Source organism: Ideonella alba (assembly GCF_018069845.1).
GTDB lineage: Bacteria > Pseudomonadota > Gammaproteobacteria > Burkholderiales > Burkholderiaceae_C > Ideonella > Ideonella alba.
Window position 1 is genome coordinate 19807 of sequence record NZ_JAGQDD010000008.1, and the last position, 15293, is coordinate 35099.

Below are 15293 nucleotides of genomic sequence, written 5' to 3' on the forward strand. Positions count from 1 at the left end.
GGTGCGCCGCCGAAGCCGCCATGCCTGAAACCAGCTACGAATACACCCGCCAGGACGCCCAGGGCCAGAGCTGCACGCTCAGCGCCTGGGCCAAGGTGCCCGCCCCGCTCACGCCCAGCCAGCGCGACGCGCTGAAGGCCCGCGCCCGCGATCTGCTGAAGGCGAAGAACGCTGTGCTGGTGGCCCACTACTACGTCGAGGGCGAGCTGCAGGACCTGGCGCTGGAAACCGGCGGCATCGTCGCCGACTCGCTGGAGATGGCCCGCTTCGGCCGCGACCACGCCAGCCAGACCCTGGTGGTGGCCGGTGTGCGCTTCATGGGCGAGAGCGCCAAGATCCTGTCACCCGGCAAGACGGTGCTGATGCCCGACCTGGACGCCACCTGCTCGCTCGACCTGGGCTGCCCGGCCGACGACTTCGCCGCTTTCTGCGATGCCCACCCCGACCGCACCGTGGTGGTCTACGCCAACACCAGCGCCGCAGTGAAGGCCCGCGCCGACTGGATGGTGACCAGCTCCTGCGCACTGGGCATCGTCAACCACCTGAAGGACCAGGGTCAGAAGATCCTGTGGGCACCCGACCGTCACCTGGGCCGCTACATCCAGCGCGAGACCGGTGCCGACATGCTGCTCTGGCAGGGCGACTGCATCGTCCACAACGAGTTCAAGGGCGTGGAGCTGCAGCTGCTGAAGGCCCAGCACCCGAACGCCATGGTGCTGGTGCACCCCGAGTCGCCCGAGAGCGTGGTGGCGCTGGCCGATGTGGTGGGATCCACCTCGCAGATGCTGAGCGCGGTGATCAACGGCAGCGCGCAGGAGTACATCGTCGCCACCGACAACCTGATCATGCACCGCATGCGCCAGCTGGCCCCCGGCAAGACGCTGATCGAAGCCCCCACCGCCGGCAACAGCGCCACCTGCAAGAGCTGCGCGCACTGCCCCTGGATGGCCATGAATGGCCTGCAAGGGGTGGTCGACTGCCTGGAGAGAGGCACCGGCGAAATCCACGTCGATCCCGTGATCGGTCAGAAGGCCCACGGCTGCATCGACCGCATGCTGGCCTACGTGGCCGCCCACCCGTCGGCGCTGGCGCCCAAGGTCCAGGGCATGGTCAAGGGCATTGGAGCCGCCTGATGCACTTCGACCACAACGAAACCCTGGAAGAGGCCCGGGCGCGCAATGTGCGCGATGCGCTGTTCGAGGACATCGGCCGCTGCGACTGGACCGGCCAGCTGGTGCCGGCAGGCCGGCGCGTGCACGCCCGCGTGACGGTGCGCGAGGACGCGATCCTCTGCGGCCGCGACTGGTTCGACGCCTGTGTCACCACCCTGGACCCGCAGGCCCGCGTGCAGTGGCACTACGCCGAAGGCGCCCGCATGACGGCCGCCACACCGGTGTGCGAGATCGAATCCGACGCCCGCGCCCTGCTGTCGGCCGAACGCCCGGCGCTGAACTTTCTGCAGTTGCTGTCCAGCACCGCGACGATCACCCGTCGCCACGCCGACGCCATCGAGGGCGCCAGCCCCAACCCGCGCGGCTGCGTGGTGCTCGACACCCGCAAGACCCTGCCCGGCCTGCGCCAGGCGCAGAAGTACGCGGTGCGCGTGGGCGGCGGCGCCAATCAGCGTCTGGCGCTGTGGCACGGCATCCTGATCAAGGAAAACCACATCGCCGCGGCCGGCGGCATCCCGCAGGTGCTGGCCCAGGCCCGGGCCTTGAACGCCGGCGTCGAGGTGCAGATCGAGGTGGAGAGCCTGGAGCAGCTGCAACTCGCGCTGGCGCACGGCGCCACCAGCGTGCTGCTGGACAACTTCAGCACTGCCCAGATGCGCGAGGCGGTCGCCCTCACCCAGGGCCGCGCCTTGCTGGAGGCCTCCGGCGGCATCACGTTGGAAGGCCTGCGCGAGATTGCCACCACCGGCGTCGACCGCATCTCGATCGGCAAGCTCACCAAGGACGTGGTGGCCACCGACTACTCGATGCGCGTGCTGGATTCCTTGGCGGACTGACTCCTGACTGCCCACAGCGGCCGCAGGCCGCTGTGGGCCAAGGCCCCGAACGTTGGGCTCCCCCCAGCCCCCCTCCAAGAGGGTGGCTCCAGTCAGAACCACAAAAGGTGGTGCGCCAAGCGTGCCAGCGCCACGCCGGCCGGCAGGCCGGCCCGAAGCTCATGCTGGAGCCCCCTTCTTGGAGGGGGGCTGGGGGGAGCTCAACGGAATAGGGCTCTGCCCACAGCGGCCTGCGGCCGCTGTGGGCAGCAAGTCGCCCGTCACTTTGTGCGCTTTTCCGCGACTGGGTCCGGTTCTGTCGTCCTGGCGATGTCCGCATGGGCCGCGTGAGATGAAGTTCACGCTCGGAATCAGCGTACCGGCCCCACACTCCCGCCATGGACATCACCTCGATCCACAACTGGTACGAACGCGCCGTCTTCAATGAAGTCATGGCGCAGGCGCAGGCCTTTCCGCACCTGCTGGGCAATGACGATGTGCTGGCCGACGTGGCCTGCGTGGCGCTGAACCGGCTGCCGCCGCGCTACATCCGGCACGACGTCGACCTGGCCTTCTTCCAGACCGAGCGCGAGCGCAGCGACAGCGAGCGCGCGGTGGTCGAGTCGGTGGAGTTCGCGCTGGGTTTCGTGCAGGCGCGCAACGCGATGCGGGCGCGCAGCTGAGGCCGTGAACCGGCCGGGTCAGGCCGGAATCAGCCCGTAGACCCGCTCGGCAGGCACCCGGGGCAGGCCCTTGCGGTCCAGCACCGGGCCGGTGATCGCGTAGGCGGCGTCCGCCGAATTGCGGGCCAGGGTGGCGGCCACGGGCTGGCCCTGCGTGTTGGTGATCGTGGCGACGAGCGGCGTCGTGGCATTCGGGCCGCGGTGGGTGACCACCGCAATCTCACCGCTCTTGAGCTGCACCAGGTCGCCCGGCGGGTACAGGCCCAGCTGCTTGATGATGCCGGTGGCCATCGGACCGCCCTTCTCCTCCTGGAACAGCTGCTTCGCAGCCACCTGGATCGGCAACGCCTGGCGGATCGCCCGGGCGCTGATCTTGGCGGTGAACACATCGGCGGTGCGCAGCGCGTGGGCGAGCTCGCAGACCTGGGTCAGGCCGGCCGGGTAGCCGCCGCCGTCAGGCCGCTCGTGGTGCTCGCGCACCGCCTGAAGCCAGGCCTCGTCGGTGACACCCGCCCGCCGCAGCAGGGTCTCGGAGGCCAGCGGATGGGCCCGGATCAGCTCGCGCTGGCGGGTGGTGGGCGGATCGGTCTGCACGGCCATCTGGGCCTGCAGCTCCAGCGTCGAGACATTCATCGTCATGGCCGCGGCCACCAGCCGTCGCGCGGTGGGACCGTCCCAGCCCAGGTGGCGTGACAGCAGCAGGCCGACCACGGCCGTGTGCTGCGCATGCTGCAAGGCGTAGAGCGCAAAGCGCGGATCGGGCGGGCGCACCACCATGAACAGCGCCACATCGACATGCCGGTCCACCCGCTCGATCAGGCGCTCGGCCAGCCACAGCAGCGCGGCCTCCTGGCCGGGCTGGCCGGCCAGCACCTGACGCAGCAGGCCGTCAAGCTGCCAGATCATCTCCTCCCAGCGGTCGAACAGCGTCGGTACGCGCTGGGGCGCTGCCACGGCGGCCTGGTCCTGCTGGCGCTGGGCCCGCACGGCATCGGCCACGGCACGGTCGACCCAGGCGCCGCGGGCGATCAGCGCCTCGAGCTGGGCCTCGCTGACCACCACATGCCCTTCGGCCAGCAGCCGGCGCTCGTGGGGGTCGAGCACATGAAACGGCAAGGCCGTGCCGACCACCAGCAGGTCCAGCACCTCGCTCAGCGGCTGTCGGATCACGCTCATCCACGGTCCTCGGTCAGGCCAGACCGCTGGCCCCGGCTGCGACCGGAGAGCGCCAACCCGGTCATCGGGTGCGGCGGCTGCGCGCCTCGCGGTACAGCACGGTCGGGAAGCTCATCGGCAGCGGTTGCGGAAAGTCCCGAATGTAGTGCAGTCCGCGGCTTTCGTGGCGCATCAGGGCCGAGCGCACGATCAGCTCGGCGCAGACCAGCAGGTTGCGCAGCTCCAGCAGGTCGCGGTTGACGCGGAAGTTGGCGTAGTACTCATCCACCTCCTCGCGCAGGTTGCGGATGCGGTGCTGGGCCCGCTCCAGCCGGCGCGTGGTGCGCACGATGCCCACGTAGTTCCACATCAGCAGGCGCAGCTCGTCCCAGTTGTGGGAGATCACCACCTGCTCGTCGGCGTTCTCGACCAGGCTCTCGTCCCAGGCCGGTACGTTGACGTGCTCGGCAAGCGGCGCCGCGTGGATGGCCTCGGCGCAGGTCTTGCCGATCACCACGCATTCCAGCAGCGAATTGCTGGCCAGGCGGTTGGCGCCGTGCAGGCCGGTGTAGGTGGCCTCGCCCACCGCGTAGAGCCCCGGCAGGTCGGTGCGGCCCTCGGTGTCGGTGACGATGCCGCCACAGCTGTAATGGGCCGCGGGCACCACCGGAATGGGCTGGCGCGTGATGTCGATGCCCAGGCTCAGGCAGCGCGCATGGATGGTGGGGAAATGCTCGCGGACGAAGGCCTCGCCCTTCTCGGCGACGATCGGCGAGACGTCCAGCCAGACATGGTCCAGGCCATGCTTCTTCATCTCGAAGTCGATCGCCCGGGCGACGATGTCCCGCGGTGCCAGCTCGGCCCGTGGATCGTGGTCGGGCATGAAGCGACCACCGCCGGCCGAGGCCGGCAGCTTGAGCTGGGCGCCTTCGCCGCGCAGCGCCTCGGTCAGCAGGAAGGTGCGGTCCTGCGGGTGGTACAGGCAGGTCGGGTGGAACTGGATGAACTCCATGTTCGCCACCCGGCAGCCGGCCCGCCAGGCCATGGCCACGCCGTCGCCGGTGGCGGTGTCGGGGTTGCTGGTGTAGCGGTAGACCTTGCCCAGGCCGCCGGTGGCCAGCACCACGGCGCGGGCAGCCAGAGCGTCGACCCGGCCAGTGACGATGTCCAGCGCATAGACGCCATGCACCCGGCGCGCCCTGGGGTCGTCGAAGCGGCCCAGGTGGTGGTGGGTGATCAGGTCGACCGCCATCACCTGCTCGCGCAGGCTGACGCGCGGATTGGCGCGGGCGGCCGCCAGCAGGGCGTCATGGATGGCCTTGCCGGTGGCGTCGGCCGCATGGGCGATGCGGCGCACCGCGTGTCCGCCTTCGCGCGTCAGGTGCAGGCCCAGCGGGCCGTCGGGGTCGGACGAGAACGGCACGCCCTGCGCCACCAGCCATTCGATCGCTGCGGCGCTGTGTTCAGCGATGAAGCGGGCGGTGTTCTCGTCCACCAGACCGGCGCCGGCATCCTGGGTGTCATGGACATGGCTGGCAATGCTGTCGTCGCTGCCCAGCACGCCCACGATGCCGCCCTGCGCCCAGGGCGTGGCGCCCTCGCCCAGCGTGCGCTTGGCCAGCACCACCACGTTCTGGCCCTGCTGGGCCAGGTGCAGGGCCACCGTCAGACCGGCCAGGCCCGCGCCGATGATCACCACCGGCAGTGCTGCCCCCGGTGCCGCTTGTGCTTTGTGCTTCATGCATGCGGCCGCCCGTGCAAGGCGGCCCAGTGAGGTCAGGCTCCATTCTAGGAGCCTGCCGCCGGGCTCAATGCACGGTGCGTCCGAAGCTGAACTGGTCGCCGTCCACCATCACCGGGATGGTGTCCTTCGGACCGAAACGGCCTTCCAGGATCAGCCGCGCCACCGGGTTCTCGATGCGCTGCTGGATCGCGCGCTTGAGCGGCCGGGCACCGAACACCGGGTCGAAGCCGACCTTGGCGATCTCGGCCAGCGCCTCGGGCGAGACGTCCAGCGCCATGTCCATCTTGGCCAGCCGCGCCTCCAGCACCTTGAGCTGGATGCGGGCGATCGACTCGATGTGGGCCCGGTCGAGGGCGTGGAAGACCACGGTCTCGTCGATGCGGTTGAGAAACTCGGGACGGAAGTGCTGCTTGACCTCGCCCCAGACCGCCTCGCGGATGTCCTCGACCGGCTGGCCGGCCATCGACATGATCAGGTGGCTGCCCAGGTTGCTGGTCATCACGATCACGGTGTTCTTGAAGTCCACGGTGCGGCCCTGGCCGTCGGTCAGGCGGCCATCGTCGAGCACCTGCAGCAGCACGTTGAACACGTCCGGGTGGGCCTTCTCCACCTCGTCGAGCAGCACCACGCTGTAGGGTTTGCGACGCACCGCCTCGGTGAGATAGCCACCTTCGTCGTAGCCCACATAGCCCGGCGGCGCACCGATCAGGCGGCTGACCGTGTGCTTCTCCATGAACTCGCTCATGTCGATGCGGATCATGTGGTCTTCGCTGTCGAACAGGAAGCCCGCCAGCGCCTTGCACAGCTCGGTCTTGCCCACGCCGGTGGGGCCCAGGAACAGGAAGCTGCCCAGCGGCCGGTTGGGGTCGGACAGGCCGGCGCGGCTGCGGCGGATCGCGTCGCTGACCGCGACGATGGCCTCGTCCTGGCCCACCACGCGCTCGTGCAGCTTGCCTTCCATCTGCAGCAGCTTGTCGCGCTCGCCCTGCATCAGCTTGCTGACCGGGATGCCGGTGGAGCGACTGACCACCTCGGCGATCTCCTCGGCGCCCACCATGGTGCGCAGCAGCTGCGGGCCCTGGCCGCCGGCCTTCTTGCCGGCCTCCTTGGCCTGGGCTTCCTTCAGGCGCTTGTCCAGTTCGGGCAGCTTGCCGTACTGCAGCTCGGCCACCTTGTCGAAGTTGCCCTTGCGCTTGAGTTCCTCGATCTGGAACTTGATGCGGTCGATCTCTTCCTTGACCTGGGCGCTGCCCTGGGCCTGGGCCTTCTCGGCCTTCCAGATCTCGTCCAGGTCGGCGTACTCGCGCTCGAGCTTGGTGATCTCTTCCTCGATCAGGCCCAGGCGCTTCTGCGAGGCCTCATCGGTCTCCTTGCGCACCGCCTCGCGCTCGATCTTCAGCTGGATCAGGCGGCGGTCGAGCTTGTCCATCGCCTCGGGCTTGGAGTCGATCTCGATCTTGATCTTGGCCGCGGCCTCGTCGATCAGGTCGATCGCCTTGTCGGGCAGGAAGCGGTCGGTGATGTAGCGGTGGCTCAGCTCGGCCGCGGCCACGATCGCCGGGTCGGTGATCTCCACGCCGTGGTGCACCTCGTACTTCTCCTGCAGGCCGCGCAGGATGGCGATGGTCGCCTCCACCGTGGGTTCGTCGACCAGCACCTTCTGGAAGCGACGCTCCAGCGCGGCGTCCTTCTCGACGTACTTGCGGTACTCGTCCAGGGTGGTGGCGCCGATGCAGTGCAGCTCGCCCCGCGCCAGCGCCGGCTTGAGCATGTTGCCGGCGTCCAGCGCGCCCTCGGCCTTGCCGGCGCCGACCATGGTGTGCAGCTCGTCAATGAACAGGATGATGCGGCCCTCGTCCTGAGCCACTTCCTTGAGCACCGCCTTCAGGCGTTCCTCGAACTCGCCGCGGAACTTGGCGCCGGCCAGCAGGCCGGCCATGTCCAGCACCAGCACGCGCTTGTCCTTCAGGGTGTCGGGCACCTCACCGGCGACGATGCGCTGGGCCAGTCCCTCGACGATGGCGGTCTTGCCCACCCCCGGTTCACCGATCAGCACCGGGTTGTTCTTGCTGCGCCGCTGCAGCACCTGGATGGCGCGGCGGATCTCGTCGTCGCGGCCGATCACCGGGTCGAGCTTGCCCAGGCGGGCGCGCTCGGTCAAGTCCAGCGTGTACTTCTTCAGGGCTTCGCGCTGGCCCTCGGCCTCGGCCGAGTCCACCGTCTGGCCGCCACGCACCGCGCTGATCGCCGCTTCCAGCGCCTTGCGCGTCAGGCCGTGGCCGCGGACCACGCCGCCGATGTCGTTCTTGGCGTCGGACAGGGCCAGCAGGAACATCTCGCTGGCGATGAAGGCATCGCCGCGCTGCATCGCCTCCTTGTCGGCCTGCTGCAGCAGCTGCACCAGGTCACGCCCGGCCTGGGTCTGCCCACCACCCTGGACGCTGGGCAGACCGCCCATCGCCACCTCCATGGCCTGCTTCAGCGCGGCGGTGTTGGCGCCGGCGCGGTCGAGCAGGGCCTTGGGGCCGTCAGGCTGGGCCAGCATCGCGGCCAGCACATGGCTGGGTTCGATGTACGGGTTGTCGCGGGCAACCGCCAGGCTCTGGGCTTCGGCCAGGGCTTGCTGGAACGCGGTGGTGAGCTTGTCGAGACGCATGGAAATAACCTCCGATTGCGCATGGACATGAGGCGATGCGGCGCCTTTTCAAGAGCAGCGGCCCGCAGCCTCCTTGCGTCAGCTCACAGCGTACGCCCCAGCGGGTGGTAGTGGCCGCCCTGGAACACCAGCGGCGGCAGCGGTGCCTCGGCCAGCGCCAGCACGCGGCCGACGAACAACACGTGGTCGCCCAGGCTCAGTTCGCGCTCGGTGGCGCATTCCAGCGTGGCACAGCAGCCCGCCAGCACCGGCGCGCCGCCGTGGCCCTTGCGCCAGTCGCCCTCGGCGAAGCGGTCGTGGACCGGGCTGGCAAAGCGGCGCGACAGCTCGATCTGGGCCTCGGCCAGCACGTTGACGGCAAAGTGGCTGGCCTGACGGAAGGCCGGCAGCGCCGGACTGGCGGTGCGCAATGCCCACATCACCAACGGCGGCTCCAGTGAGAGCGCACCGAAGGAATTGACCGTCAGGCCGACGGGTTGACCATCGGCGGCCCGGCAGGTGGTGATCGTCACACCGGTGGCGTAGCGCCCCAGCGCGCCCCGCAGGGCCTTGGCATCGAAAGACATCAGGCCGCCATGGTAGGGCATGCGCCCTGCCCTGGCGGCCCGGCGGGGCTCAGGAACAACAGCGCAGCGCCAACTGCAGCACCCCGCAGGCCAGTCCAACGCCGGCCAGCAAGGGCACCAGCGCGAACGGGCGGGTCCAGCGCCAGTCCGGACGCAGCCGGCGGCGCGGCCTCAGCGCGGGCGCATCCATCCGCCCACCCCACGGCCCGCAAAGGTATGGATCCAGGCCACCGAGCCATCGGCCGACGGGTAGGCCATCAGGTAGCCATCGACCCCTTCGTTCACCGTCAGCACGGCCGCCTGGTCGGGCACCGTCGGTGTGCAGGGGCTCAGCGAGCGGTCCTGCGCCACCGCACCGGCAGCGGTGCTGTAGGCGGTCCAGGTCTGCATCGAGGGCACCCGGGTGTCGAACCGCCACTGCGCCAGGCCCATGGCCGCCACGCCATCGGCCTCGGCGCCGTAGCGGCCGATGTAGGCCTTGCCCGGCAGCAGGTCGCAGGCGCCCTGGGGCAGCGTGTCCCAGAGGGCGGCGGGGCGTGCCTCGCCATTCATGGCGGTGTTCGGCAGCTGGGCGAGCAGCTGGACAGCGCCGCGCTCGCGCACCGCCAGCATCGCCAGGCCGTTGGACAGGTTCAGCTGCTGCGCCAGGCCGGACAGCTGGCGTGTGGACAGGCAACTGAAGCTGCCCTGCTCCTGGCCCTGGGAGACCGGGTCGCCGCCGTTGTTCATCAGCGTGAAGCTGCCGGCGGCGCCGGTCGCGTCGAACACCAGGCGGCCGAGGATGGACTTGCCGACGTCCGACAGGCCATCGGCGCTGCGCACCTGGCCCTGCAGCAGGAACACGTAGCGCTGGTTGGCAAAGGCCTTGCAGCCGCCGGCCTGGGCCGCCGGTGCCGAGGCGATCAGCAGGGCCGCCGTTGCCAGGGCGGTACGAAAACGGGGGCTGGTGTGTCGCATCTGTCCTCCAAACAGGGGTCCGGTGGGGTGGATGGATTGACGATCACCGGACTGCCTTTGCATGCTCGGTCCCCAGGACCTGCCGGTCTATTCGCTACCGCCCATAACGCCTGAAAAGTCCTGAATTCGATGTCGACCCCGCCGGTGCTGCGCTTTTCAGGCTTCGAGTGGCATGGCGCCGAGCAGCGACTGACCCGGGACGGGCAGACGCTGGACCTGGGCAGCCGGGCCTTTGAGCTGTTGGGGCTGCTGGCGCGACAGACGGGCCAGGTGGTCAGCAAGGAAACCGCCTTCGAGCATGTCTGGCCAGGCCGGGTGGTCGAGGAGAACAACCTGCAGGTCCAGGTGTCCGCGTTGCGCCGCCTGCTGGGCCGCGATGCGATCGCCACGGTCCCCGGCCGAGGCTACCGCTTCACCTGGCCGGTGACCTTTGTCGCGGCCACAGCGCTGCCGCAGCCCCCGTCCCCTGCCGAACCCACCGCTGGCGCCCCGGTCCCGCCGCCGCTGTTCGGCCGTGATGACGACCTCAGCCAGCTGCATGCCGCGCTGGGCCGCCACCGCCTGGTCACCCTGGTCGGCGAGGGCGGCATCGGCAAGACCCGCCTGGCGCTGGCCCTGCTGGAGCAGGCGCGCACCCGCGGCCGCGTGGCCTGGGTGGACCTGAGCGGCCTGGCCGATGCGAGCGGCCTGCCCGGTGCGGTAGCGGCGGGGCTGGCGCTGCGCCTGCCCGCCGGCACCCCGGCCGATGAGGCCCTGCTGGCCGAGTGGCCGGCCGGACCGCTGCTGCTGGTGCTGGACAACTGCGAACACCTGGCGGCCGCGGTCGGTGCGCTGCTGGTGCGCCTGCTGGCCGGCGCGCCGGCGCTGCGCGTGCTGGCCACCAGCCAGGTCCGCCTGAACCTGGCGGCCGAGCACCTGCACCGGCTGGCACCGCTGGCCTGCCCGCAGGCCCGTGGCCTGGCGGCGGCCGAGCGCTCGCCCGCGGTGCAACTGCTGGTGCAACGGGTGCGCGAGCACCAGGGCACGTTTGTGCTGGAGGCCGCGAACGCCGACGCGCTGGGGGCCTTGTGCCGGCAGCTCGATGGGCTGGCGCTGGCGATCGAGCTGGCCGCCTCCCAGGTGGCGCGGCTGGGCCTGCCGGCCGTCTGCCAGCGTCTGGGCCAGCGCCTGCGCCTGCTGACGGGCGGCCCGTTGGACCGCCCGGCGCGCCACCGCACGCTGAGCGCCACGCTGGACTGGAGCCATGGTCTGCTGGGCGAGACCGAACGCTGCGTGTTCCGCCGCCTGGCGGTGTTCCAGGGGGGCTTCGATCTGCCCGCCTGCCTGGCCGTGGTGAGCGATGCATCGATCGACGACTGGAGCACCACCGAGGCCCTGGCCGCCCTGGTCGACCACTGCCTGGTGGCCCTGGCCCCCGGGGCAGGCAGCGACGGTGGCCCGCGCTACCGGCTGCTGGAGTCCACCCGCGCCTACGCCGCATCGCTGTGCGCGGCCGCTGACGAGCGCATCGCCGTGGGCCAGCGCCATGCGCAGTGGATGCACGGCCGCTTCGAGCAGGCCTTCGAGGAGCTGGGCACGCGCAGCGACACCGGCTGGCGCGAGGCCTTCGGGCCGGACCTGGACAACCTGCGCGCGGCGCTGCAGTTCTGCCTGGTCGAGCGCCAGGCGCCGGACCTGGGCATTGGCCTGGCGGGCTGGAGCGCCGACCTCTGGCCGCTGCTGTCGCTGCTTGACGAGGGCCGGCAATGGCTGGCGCTGGCCCAGGGCCAGCTGACGCCGCAGACAGCGCCGCGCGCCGCTGCCGCGCTGTGGGACGGCACCGGCTACCTGTGGCAGGACGCCGACCCGCGCCGCGCACTGGAGGCGCGCCTGCAGGCCGAGGCGCTGTGGCGCCAGGCCGGTGACCGGCGCTGGGTGCGATCGGTGCTGGGGCAGGCCTGGAACCGCCTGTACCTGGACCAGTTGGCCCCCTCCGAACAGGCGCTGGCCGACACGGCGCTGGCGGTGGAAGCCAGCGTGCACCTGAAGGCCCTGCACCGCACCACGCTGGGCGCGCTGCGCCAGCGCCAGGACCGCCATGCCGAGGCGCTGGTGGCCTACGAAGAGGCCCTGGCCCTGCGGCGGCGCCAGGGCGACGCCCGCCGGGTGCTGATCATGCTGCTGAACCTGGGGGATCTGGCCTGCTCCAGCGGCGACACCGAGGCCGCGGTGCGCTGGGGCCGCGAGGCCGAGGCCGAGGCGTTGCGCCAGGACGACCCGGCGCTGCTGGGCGTGATCCTGGGCAACCTGTGCACCGCCCTGCTCTTCCTGGGCCGCACCGACGAGGCCGAGGACTGCGCCCGCCGCGCCGCGCCGCTGCTGCGCCACAGCGACGGCCTGATCTATTTTGTCGACAGCCTGGCCTGGCTCACCGCCCAGCGCGGCCGACTGCCGCAGGCCGCCCACCTGCTGGGCTGCGCGGATGCCGGACTGGCCGCGCGCGGCGTGGTGCGCCAGCCGGCCGAGCAGCGGGTGGTGGACGCCTTGCTGGCCGCGCTGTCCGCGCACGCCGAGCCCGCGGCCATCACCGCGTGGCGGCAGGCCGGTGCGGCCTGGACCGATGTCGACGTGCTGGCCTGCGCCCTACCCTAGCAGCCAGCGCGCCAGCGCCCAGCCGGCCGCCGCCGCGGCCAGCGCGCCCAGCACATGCACCAGCGAGTGCACCAGCGCCAGCATCCACTGGCCCTTGACCAGCAGGGTCAGCGACTCGGCCGAAAAGGCCGAGAAGGTGGTCAGGCCGCCCAGCAGGCCGGTCACCAGGCCCAGGCGCAGCAGTTCGTTCGGGTGGCGCCCGAACCAGACGATGGATGCCCCGATCAGCAGACCGCCCACCAGGTTCACCGCCAGCGTGCCGGCGGCGATCGGCCAGCCCAGCGGCGCCAGCGCCAGCGTGGTCAACCAGCGCAGCACCGAGCCCAGCGCGCCGCCCAGGCCGATGGCCAGCGCGGTCGTCAGCGGGGCGGTGCTGTTCATCCCGCGTTGCGGGCCTGGATGCCCCAGCGCGCCAGCGCGGCGTCGTCGGCCACGCGGGCGTCCACCCAGCGCGCGCCCTCGGGCGTGGTCTCCTTCTTCCAGAACGGGGCCTGGGTCTTCAGGTAGTCCATCAGGAACTCGCAGGCCTGGAAGCTCTCGCCGCGGTGGGCCGAGCTGACGGCCACCAGCACGATCTGATCGCCCACGTTCAGCGGGCCGACACGGTGGATCACGCGCGCGGCGCGGATGTCGAAGCGGCGGTGCGCCTCGTCGATCATCGCCTCGATCGCGGCCTCGGTCATGCCGGGATAGTGCTCCAGCTCCATCGCGCTGACGGCGCTGCCGTCGCTGCGGTCGCGCACCGTGCCGATGAAGCTGCACACCGCGCCCACGCCACCATCCCCGGCGCGCAGGGCAGCCACCTCGGCGCCCAGGTCGAAATCGGCGGTCTGGATGCTCACGCGCTGGGCCATGCTCAACCTCCGGTCACCGGGGGGAAGAAGGCCAGCTCGTCACCGGCCTTCAGCGCGGCGCCTTCGTCGCACAGCGCCTGGTTCAGCGCGGCGCGCACGGCGCGGCCACGGGCCAGCGCGGCGGCGAAAGGCTCGCCACGGGCGATCAGCGCGTCGCGGGCCTGGGCCACGCTGGCGCCCTCGGGCAGTTCCAGGCTGGCCTCGGGGCCCAGGGCCTCGCGCAGCGAGGCGAAAAAACGCAGTCGAATCAGCATGGTGGTGATCATGCCCCGATCAGCGTGGCCAGCGGCAGGAAGCGCACCACGTCGCCAGGGGCGATGGCCTGTCCGGCCGGGTTGTCGATCAGGCCGTCGGCCCAGACCGCGGAGGTCATCACGCCGGAGCTCTGGTTCGGGAACAGCTCCAGCTCGCCTGCGGGGGTGAGCCGGGCGCGCATGAACTCGCGGCGCTGGCGGTCGGGGCGCGGCCAGGCGAAGGCCGCGCGCAGCGGCAGCGCCACCGGCAGCGCGCCCGAGCCCCCCTGCAGCACCCGCAGCACCGGCGCCACCGCCAGCAAGAAGGTGATGAAGCTGGACACCGGGTTGCCCGGCAGCCCCATCAGCAGCGCCTCGCCGCCATCGGGACGGGCGATGGCGCCAAAGGCCAGCGGCTTGCCGGGCTTGGCGGCCATCTGCCACAGCTCGATGCGCCCCTCGGCGCGGGCCGCCGGGCGCAGATGGTCTTCCTCGCCGACCGACACGCCACCGCTGGTCAGGATCAGGTCATTGCCCAGGGCCGCCTGGCGCAGTGCGGCGCGGGTGGCCTCCAGCGTGTCGGGCACGATGCCCAGGTCGCTGACCGCACAGCCGGCCGCTTCCAGCAGGCCGCGCAGCGTGTGGCGGTTGGAGTTGTAGATCGCGCCGGGCGGCAGCGGCTGGCCCGGCAGCACGAGTTCATCGCCGGTGGAAAACAGCGCCACACGCGGCCGACGCACCACTGCCACCTCGGCCAGGCCCACGGTGGCCAGCATGCCCAGATGGGCCGGCCCCAGGCGCTGGCCGGCGTGCAGCACCGCTTGACCGACGCGCACGTCCTCGCCGCGCTGGCGGATCCACTGGCCGGCCTGCGGCACGGTGTTGACGCGGACCTGGCCGCCGTCCAGCGCCTCGCACTGCTCCTGCATCACGATGCAGTCGGCACCCGCCGGCACCTGGGCGCCGGTGAAGATGCGCGCCGCGGTGCCGGCTTGCAGCGGCTGGCCCGGGTGGCCGGCCGGAATGCGCTGGCTGACCGGCAGCACCGTGCCGGCCGCCGGCACGTCGGCGGCGCGCAGGGCGTAGCCGTCCATCGAGGCGTTGTCGGCCGGCGGGACGTCCAGCGTGGACACGATGTCCTGCGCCAGCACGCGGCCCAGCGCCTCGGCGCTGGACAGGGTCTCGGTCTCGGTGAGGCGCCGGTCGGCGGCCGAGGCCACGAGGCGGGCCAGCACCTCGTCGAGCGTCATCAGCGGCGAGCGGGTCGGGGGTTGAGTGTCAGCCATGGTGGCCCTGGGTGTACTGGTAGCGCTCGCCACTGGCCAGCAGGTGGGCCAGCAGCGCCTCGGGGGCGTCCAGCCGGAAGACCGGCAGGCCGGTGGGCTCGGGCAGCGCGGCCGGGTCGTCGGTGGCGATGCCCACGATGAAGGGATCGTTCGGATACATCGCCGGCCGCCCCAGCGCGGCGCGCCAGACCTCGATCTTGGGCAGATCGCCGTGCTTGAAGCCTTCCACCAGCGCCCAGTCACAGGGGGCCAGTTCGGCCAGCAGGGCGTGCGGCTCGATCTCCACCGGCTGCGGAAACTCGCGGATCAGCGCCATGCGCCGCGCATTGGCCACCACCACCTCCAGCGCGCCAGCCTGGCGGTGGCGCCAGCTGTCCTTGCCCGGGTGGTCGATGTCGAAGCTGTCCTTGTGGGCGTGCTTGACCACCGAGACGCGCTGACCGGCGGCCTTCAGGCCAGCGATCAGCTGCTCGATCAGCGTGGTCTTCCCGCTGCCCGAATAGCCGGCCAGGCCGATGACCTTCATGGCCGAGTGCTCCGG

Annotated in this window: 14 protein-coding genes; 4 read left to right on the top strand and 10 right to left on the bottom strand. The window is 71.3% G+C overall.

Annotated elements, in window-relative coordinates:
• Positions 1-20 precede the first annotated feature (20 nt).
• From nadA to KAK03_RS12350, 3 genes are all read left to right on the top strand, one after another.
• Entirely contained in the window at positions 21-1133 is a 1113-nt protein-coding gene (gene nadA / locus KAK03_RS12340; RefSeq protein ID WP_210854262.1) for a quinolinate synthase NadA, read from the top strand.
• Positions 1133-2008, top strand: a complete 876-nt coding sequence (nadC, locus tag KAK03_RS12345; RefSeq protein WP_210854263.1) for a carboxylating nicotinate-nucleotide diphosphorylase — start codon at positions 1133-1135, stop codon at positions 2006-2008. The genes nadA and nadC overlap by 1 nt, the downstream gene beginning before the upstream one ends.
• Before the next feature lie 377 nt (positions 2009-2385).
• Complete coding sequence (locus KAK03_RS12350; protein ID WP_210854264.1) at positions 2386-2670, top strand: late competence development ComFB family protein; 285 nt, start codon at positions 2386-2388, stop codon at positions 2668-2670.
• 18 nt (positions 2671-2688) lie between these two features.
• On the opposite strand, the gene KAK03_RS12355 is transcribed toward KAK03_RS12350, so the two are convergent.
• From KAK03_RS12355 to KAK03_RS12375, 5 genes are all read right to left on the bottom strand, one after another.
• Positions 2689-3846: an HD-GYP domain-containing protein gene (locus tag KAK03_RS12355; protein WP_210854265.1), complete on the bottom strand. Its 1158-nt coding sequence runs from the start codon at positions 3844-3846 to the stop codon at positions 2689-2691.
• Positions 3847-3907: 61 nt separating this feature from the next.
• Positions 3908-5566 (bottom strand): L-aspartate oxidase, encoded by a 1659-nt coding sequence (gene nadB / locus KAK03_RS12360; protein ID WP_210854266.1) that lies wholly within the window; start codon positions 5564-5566, stop codon positions 3908-3910.
• Between the two features lie 67 nt (positions 5567-5633).
• Positions 5634-8225, bottom strand: a complete 2592-nt coding sequence (gene clpB / locus KAK03_RS12365) for an ATP-dependent chaperone ClpB (RefSeq protein ID WP_210854267.1) — start codon at positions 8223-8225, stop codon at positions 5634-5636.
• A gap of 83 nt (positions 8226-8308) precedes the next feature.
• The gene (locus tag KAK03_RS12370) at positions 8309-8791 is read right to left on the bottom strand and encodes a flavin reductase family protein (protein ID WP_210854268.1); all 483 of its coding nucleotides are present in this window, start codon (positions 8789-8791) and stop codon (positions 8309-8311) included.
• 171 nt (positions 8792-8962) lie between these two features.
• The gene (locus KAK03_RS12375) at positions 8963-9748 is read right to left on the bottom strand and encodes a hypothetical protein (protein ID WP_210854269.1); all 786 of its coding nucleotides are present in this window, start codon (positions 9746-9748) and stop codon (positions 8963-8965) included.
• A gap of 129 nt (positions 9749-9877) precedes the next feature.
• Here KAK03_RS12375 and KAK03_RS12380 point away from each other — a divergent pair, with 129 nt between their 5' ends.
• Positions 9878-12379, top strand: a complete 2502-nt coding sequence (locus KAK03_RS12380; RefSeq protein WP_210854270.1) for an ATP-binding protein — start codon at positions 9878-9880, stop codon at positions 12377-12379.
• Here the strand turns inward: KAK03_RS12380 and KAK03_RS12385 are convergent.
• Genes KAK03_RS12385 through mobB form a run of 5 tightly spaced genes read right to left on the bottom strand, consistent with a single transcriptional unit; the run spans position 12371 to position 15278 of the window.
• On the bottom strand, positions 12371-12760 hold the full coding sequence (locus tag KAK03_RS12385) for a CrcB family protein (protein WP_210854271.1): 390 nt from the start codon (positions 12758-12760) through the stop codon (positions 12371-12373). The genes KAK03_RS12380 and KAK03_RS12385 overlap by 9 nt on opposite strands.
• Positions 12757-13233 carry a molybdenum cofactor biosynthesis protein MoaE gene (locus KAK03_RS12390; RefSeq protein WP_210854272.1) on the bottom strand — a complete coding sequence of 159 codons (477 nt, stop codon included), beginning with the start codon at positions 13231-13233 and terminating at the stop codon, positions 12757-12759. The genes KAK03_RS12385 and KAK03_RS12390 overlap by 4 nt, the downstream gene beginning before the upstream one ends.
• Positions 13234-13235: 2 nt before the next feature.
• The gene (locus tag KAK03_RS12395) at positions 13236-13487 is read right to left on the bottom strand and encodes a MoaD/ThiS family protein (protein WP_210854273.1); all 252 of its coding nucleotides are present in this window, start codon (positions 13485-13487) and stop codon (positions 13236-13238) included.
• Positions 13488-13495: 8 nt separating this feature from the next.
• Positions 13496-14752 carry a molybdopterin molybdotransferase MoeA gene (locus KAK03_RS12400; RefSeq protein WP_210854274.1) on the bottom strand — a complete coding sequence of 419 codons (1257 nt, stop codon included), beginning with the start codon at positions 14750-14752 and terminating at the stop codon, positions 13496-13498.
• Positions 14745-15278 (bottom strand): molybdopterin-guanine dinucleotide biosynthesis protein B, encoded by a 534-nt coding sequence (gene mobB / locus KAK03_RS12405; RefSeq protein WP_210854275.1) that lies wholly within the window; start codon positions 15276-15278, stop codon positions 14745-14747. Before mobB ends, KAK03_RS12400 begins: the two co-directional genes overlap by 8 nt.
• Positions 15279-15293 lie beyond the last annotated feature (15 nt).

Bases quoted from the DNA above. Each gene is read 5' to 3' on its own strand.
- nadA (WP_210854262.1), top strand. From the start codon at position 21: ATGCCTGAAACCAGCTACGAATACACCCGCCAGGACGCCCAGGGCCAG.
- nadC (WP_210854263.1), top strand. From the start codon at position 1,133: ATGCACTTCGACCACAACGAAACCCTGGAAGAGGCCCGGGCGCGCAAT.
- KAK03_RS12350 (WP_210854264.1), top strand. From the start codon at position 2,386: ATGGACATCACCTCGATCCACAACTGGTACGAACGCGCCGTCTTCAAT.
- KAK03_RS12355 (WP_210854265.1), bottom strand. From the start codon at position 3,846: ATGAGCGTGATCCGACAGCCGCTGAGCGAGGTGCTGGACCTGCTGGTG.
- nadB (WP_210854266.1), bottom strand. From the start codon at position 5,566: ATGAAGCACAAAGCACAAGCGGCACCGGGGGCAGCACTGCCGGTGGTG.
- clpB (WP_210854267.1), bottom strand. From the start codon at position 8,225: ATGCGTCTCGACAAGCTCACCACCGCGTTCCAGCAAGCCCTGGCCGAA.
- KAK03_RS12370 (WP_210854268.1), bottom strand. From the start codon at position 8,791: ATGTCTTTCGATGCCAAGGCCCTGCGGGGCGCGCTGGGGCGCTACGCC.
- KAK03_RS12375 (WP_210854269.1), bottom strand. From the start codon at position 9,748: ATGCGACACACCAGCCCCCGTTTTCGTACCGCCCTGGCAACGGCGGCC.
- KAK03_RS12380 (WP_210854270.1), top strand. From the start codon at position 9,878: ATGTCGACCCCGCCGGTGCTGCGCTTTTCAGGCTTCGAGTGGCATGGC.
- KAK03_RS12385 (WP_210854271.1), bottom strand. From the start codon at position 12,760: ATGAACAGCACCGCCCCGCTGACGACCGCGCTGGCCATCGGCCTGGGC.
- KAK03_RS12390 (WP_210854272.1), bottom strand. From the start codon at position 13,233: ATGGCCCAGCGCGTGAGCATCCAGACCGCCGATTTCGACCTGGGCGCC.
- KAK03_RS12395 (WP_210854273.1), bottom strand. From the start codon at position 13,487: ATGCTGATTCGACTGCGTTTTTTCGCCTCGCTGCGCGAGGCCCTGGGC.
- KAK03_RS12400 (WP_210854274.1), bottom strand. From the start codon at position 14,752: ATGGCTGACACTCAACCCCCGACCCGCTCGCCGCTGATGACGCTCGAC.
- mobB (WP_210854275.1), bottom strand. From the start codon at position 15,278: ATGAAGGTCATCGGCCTGGCCGGCTATTCGGGCAGCGGGAAGACCACG.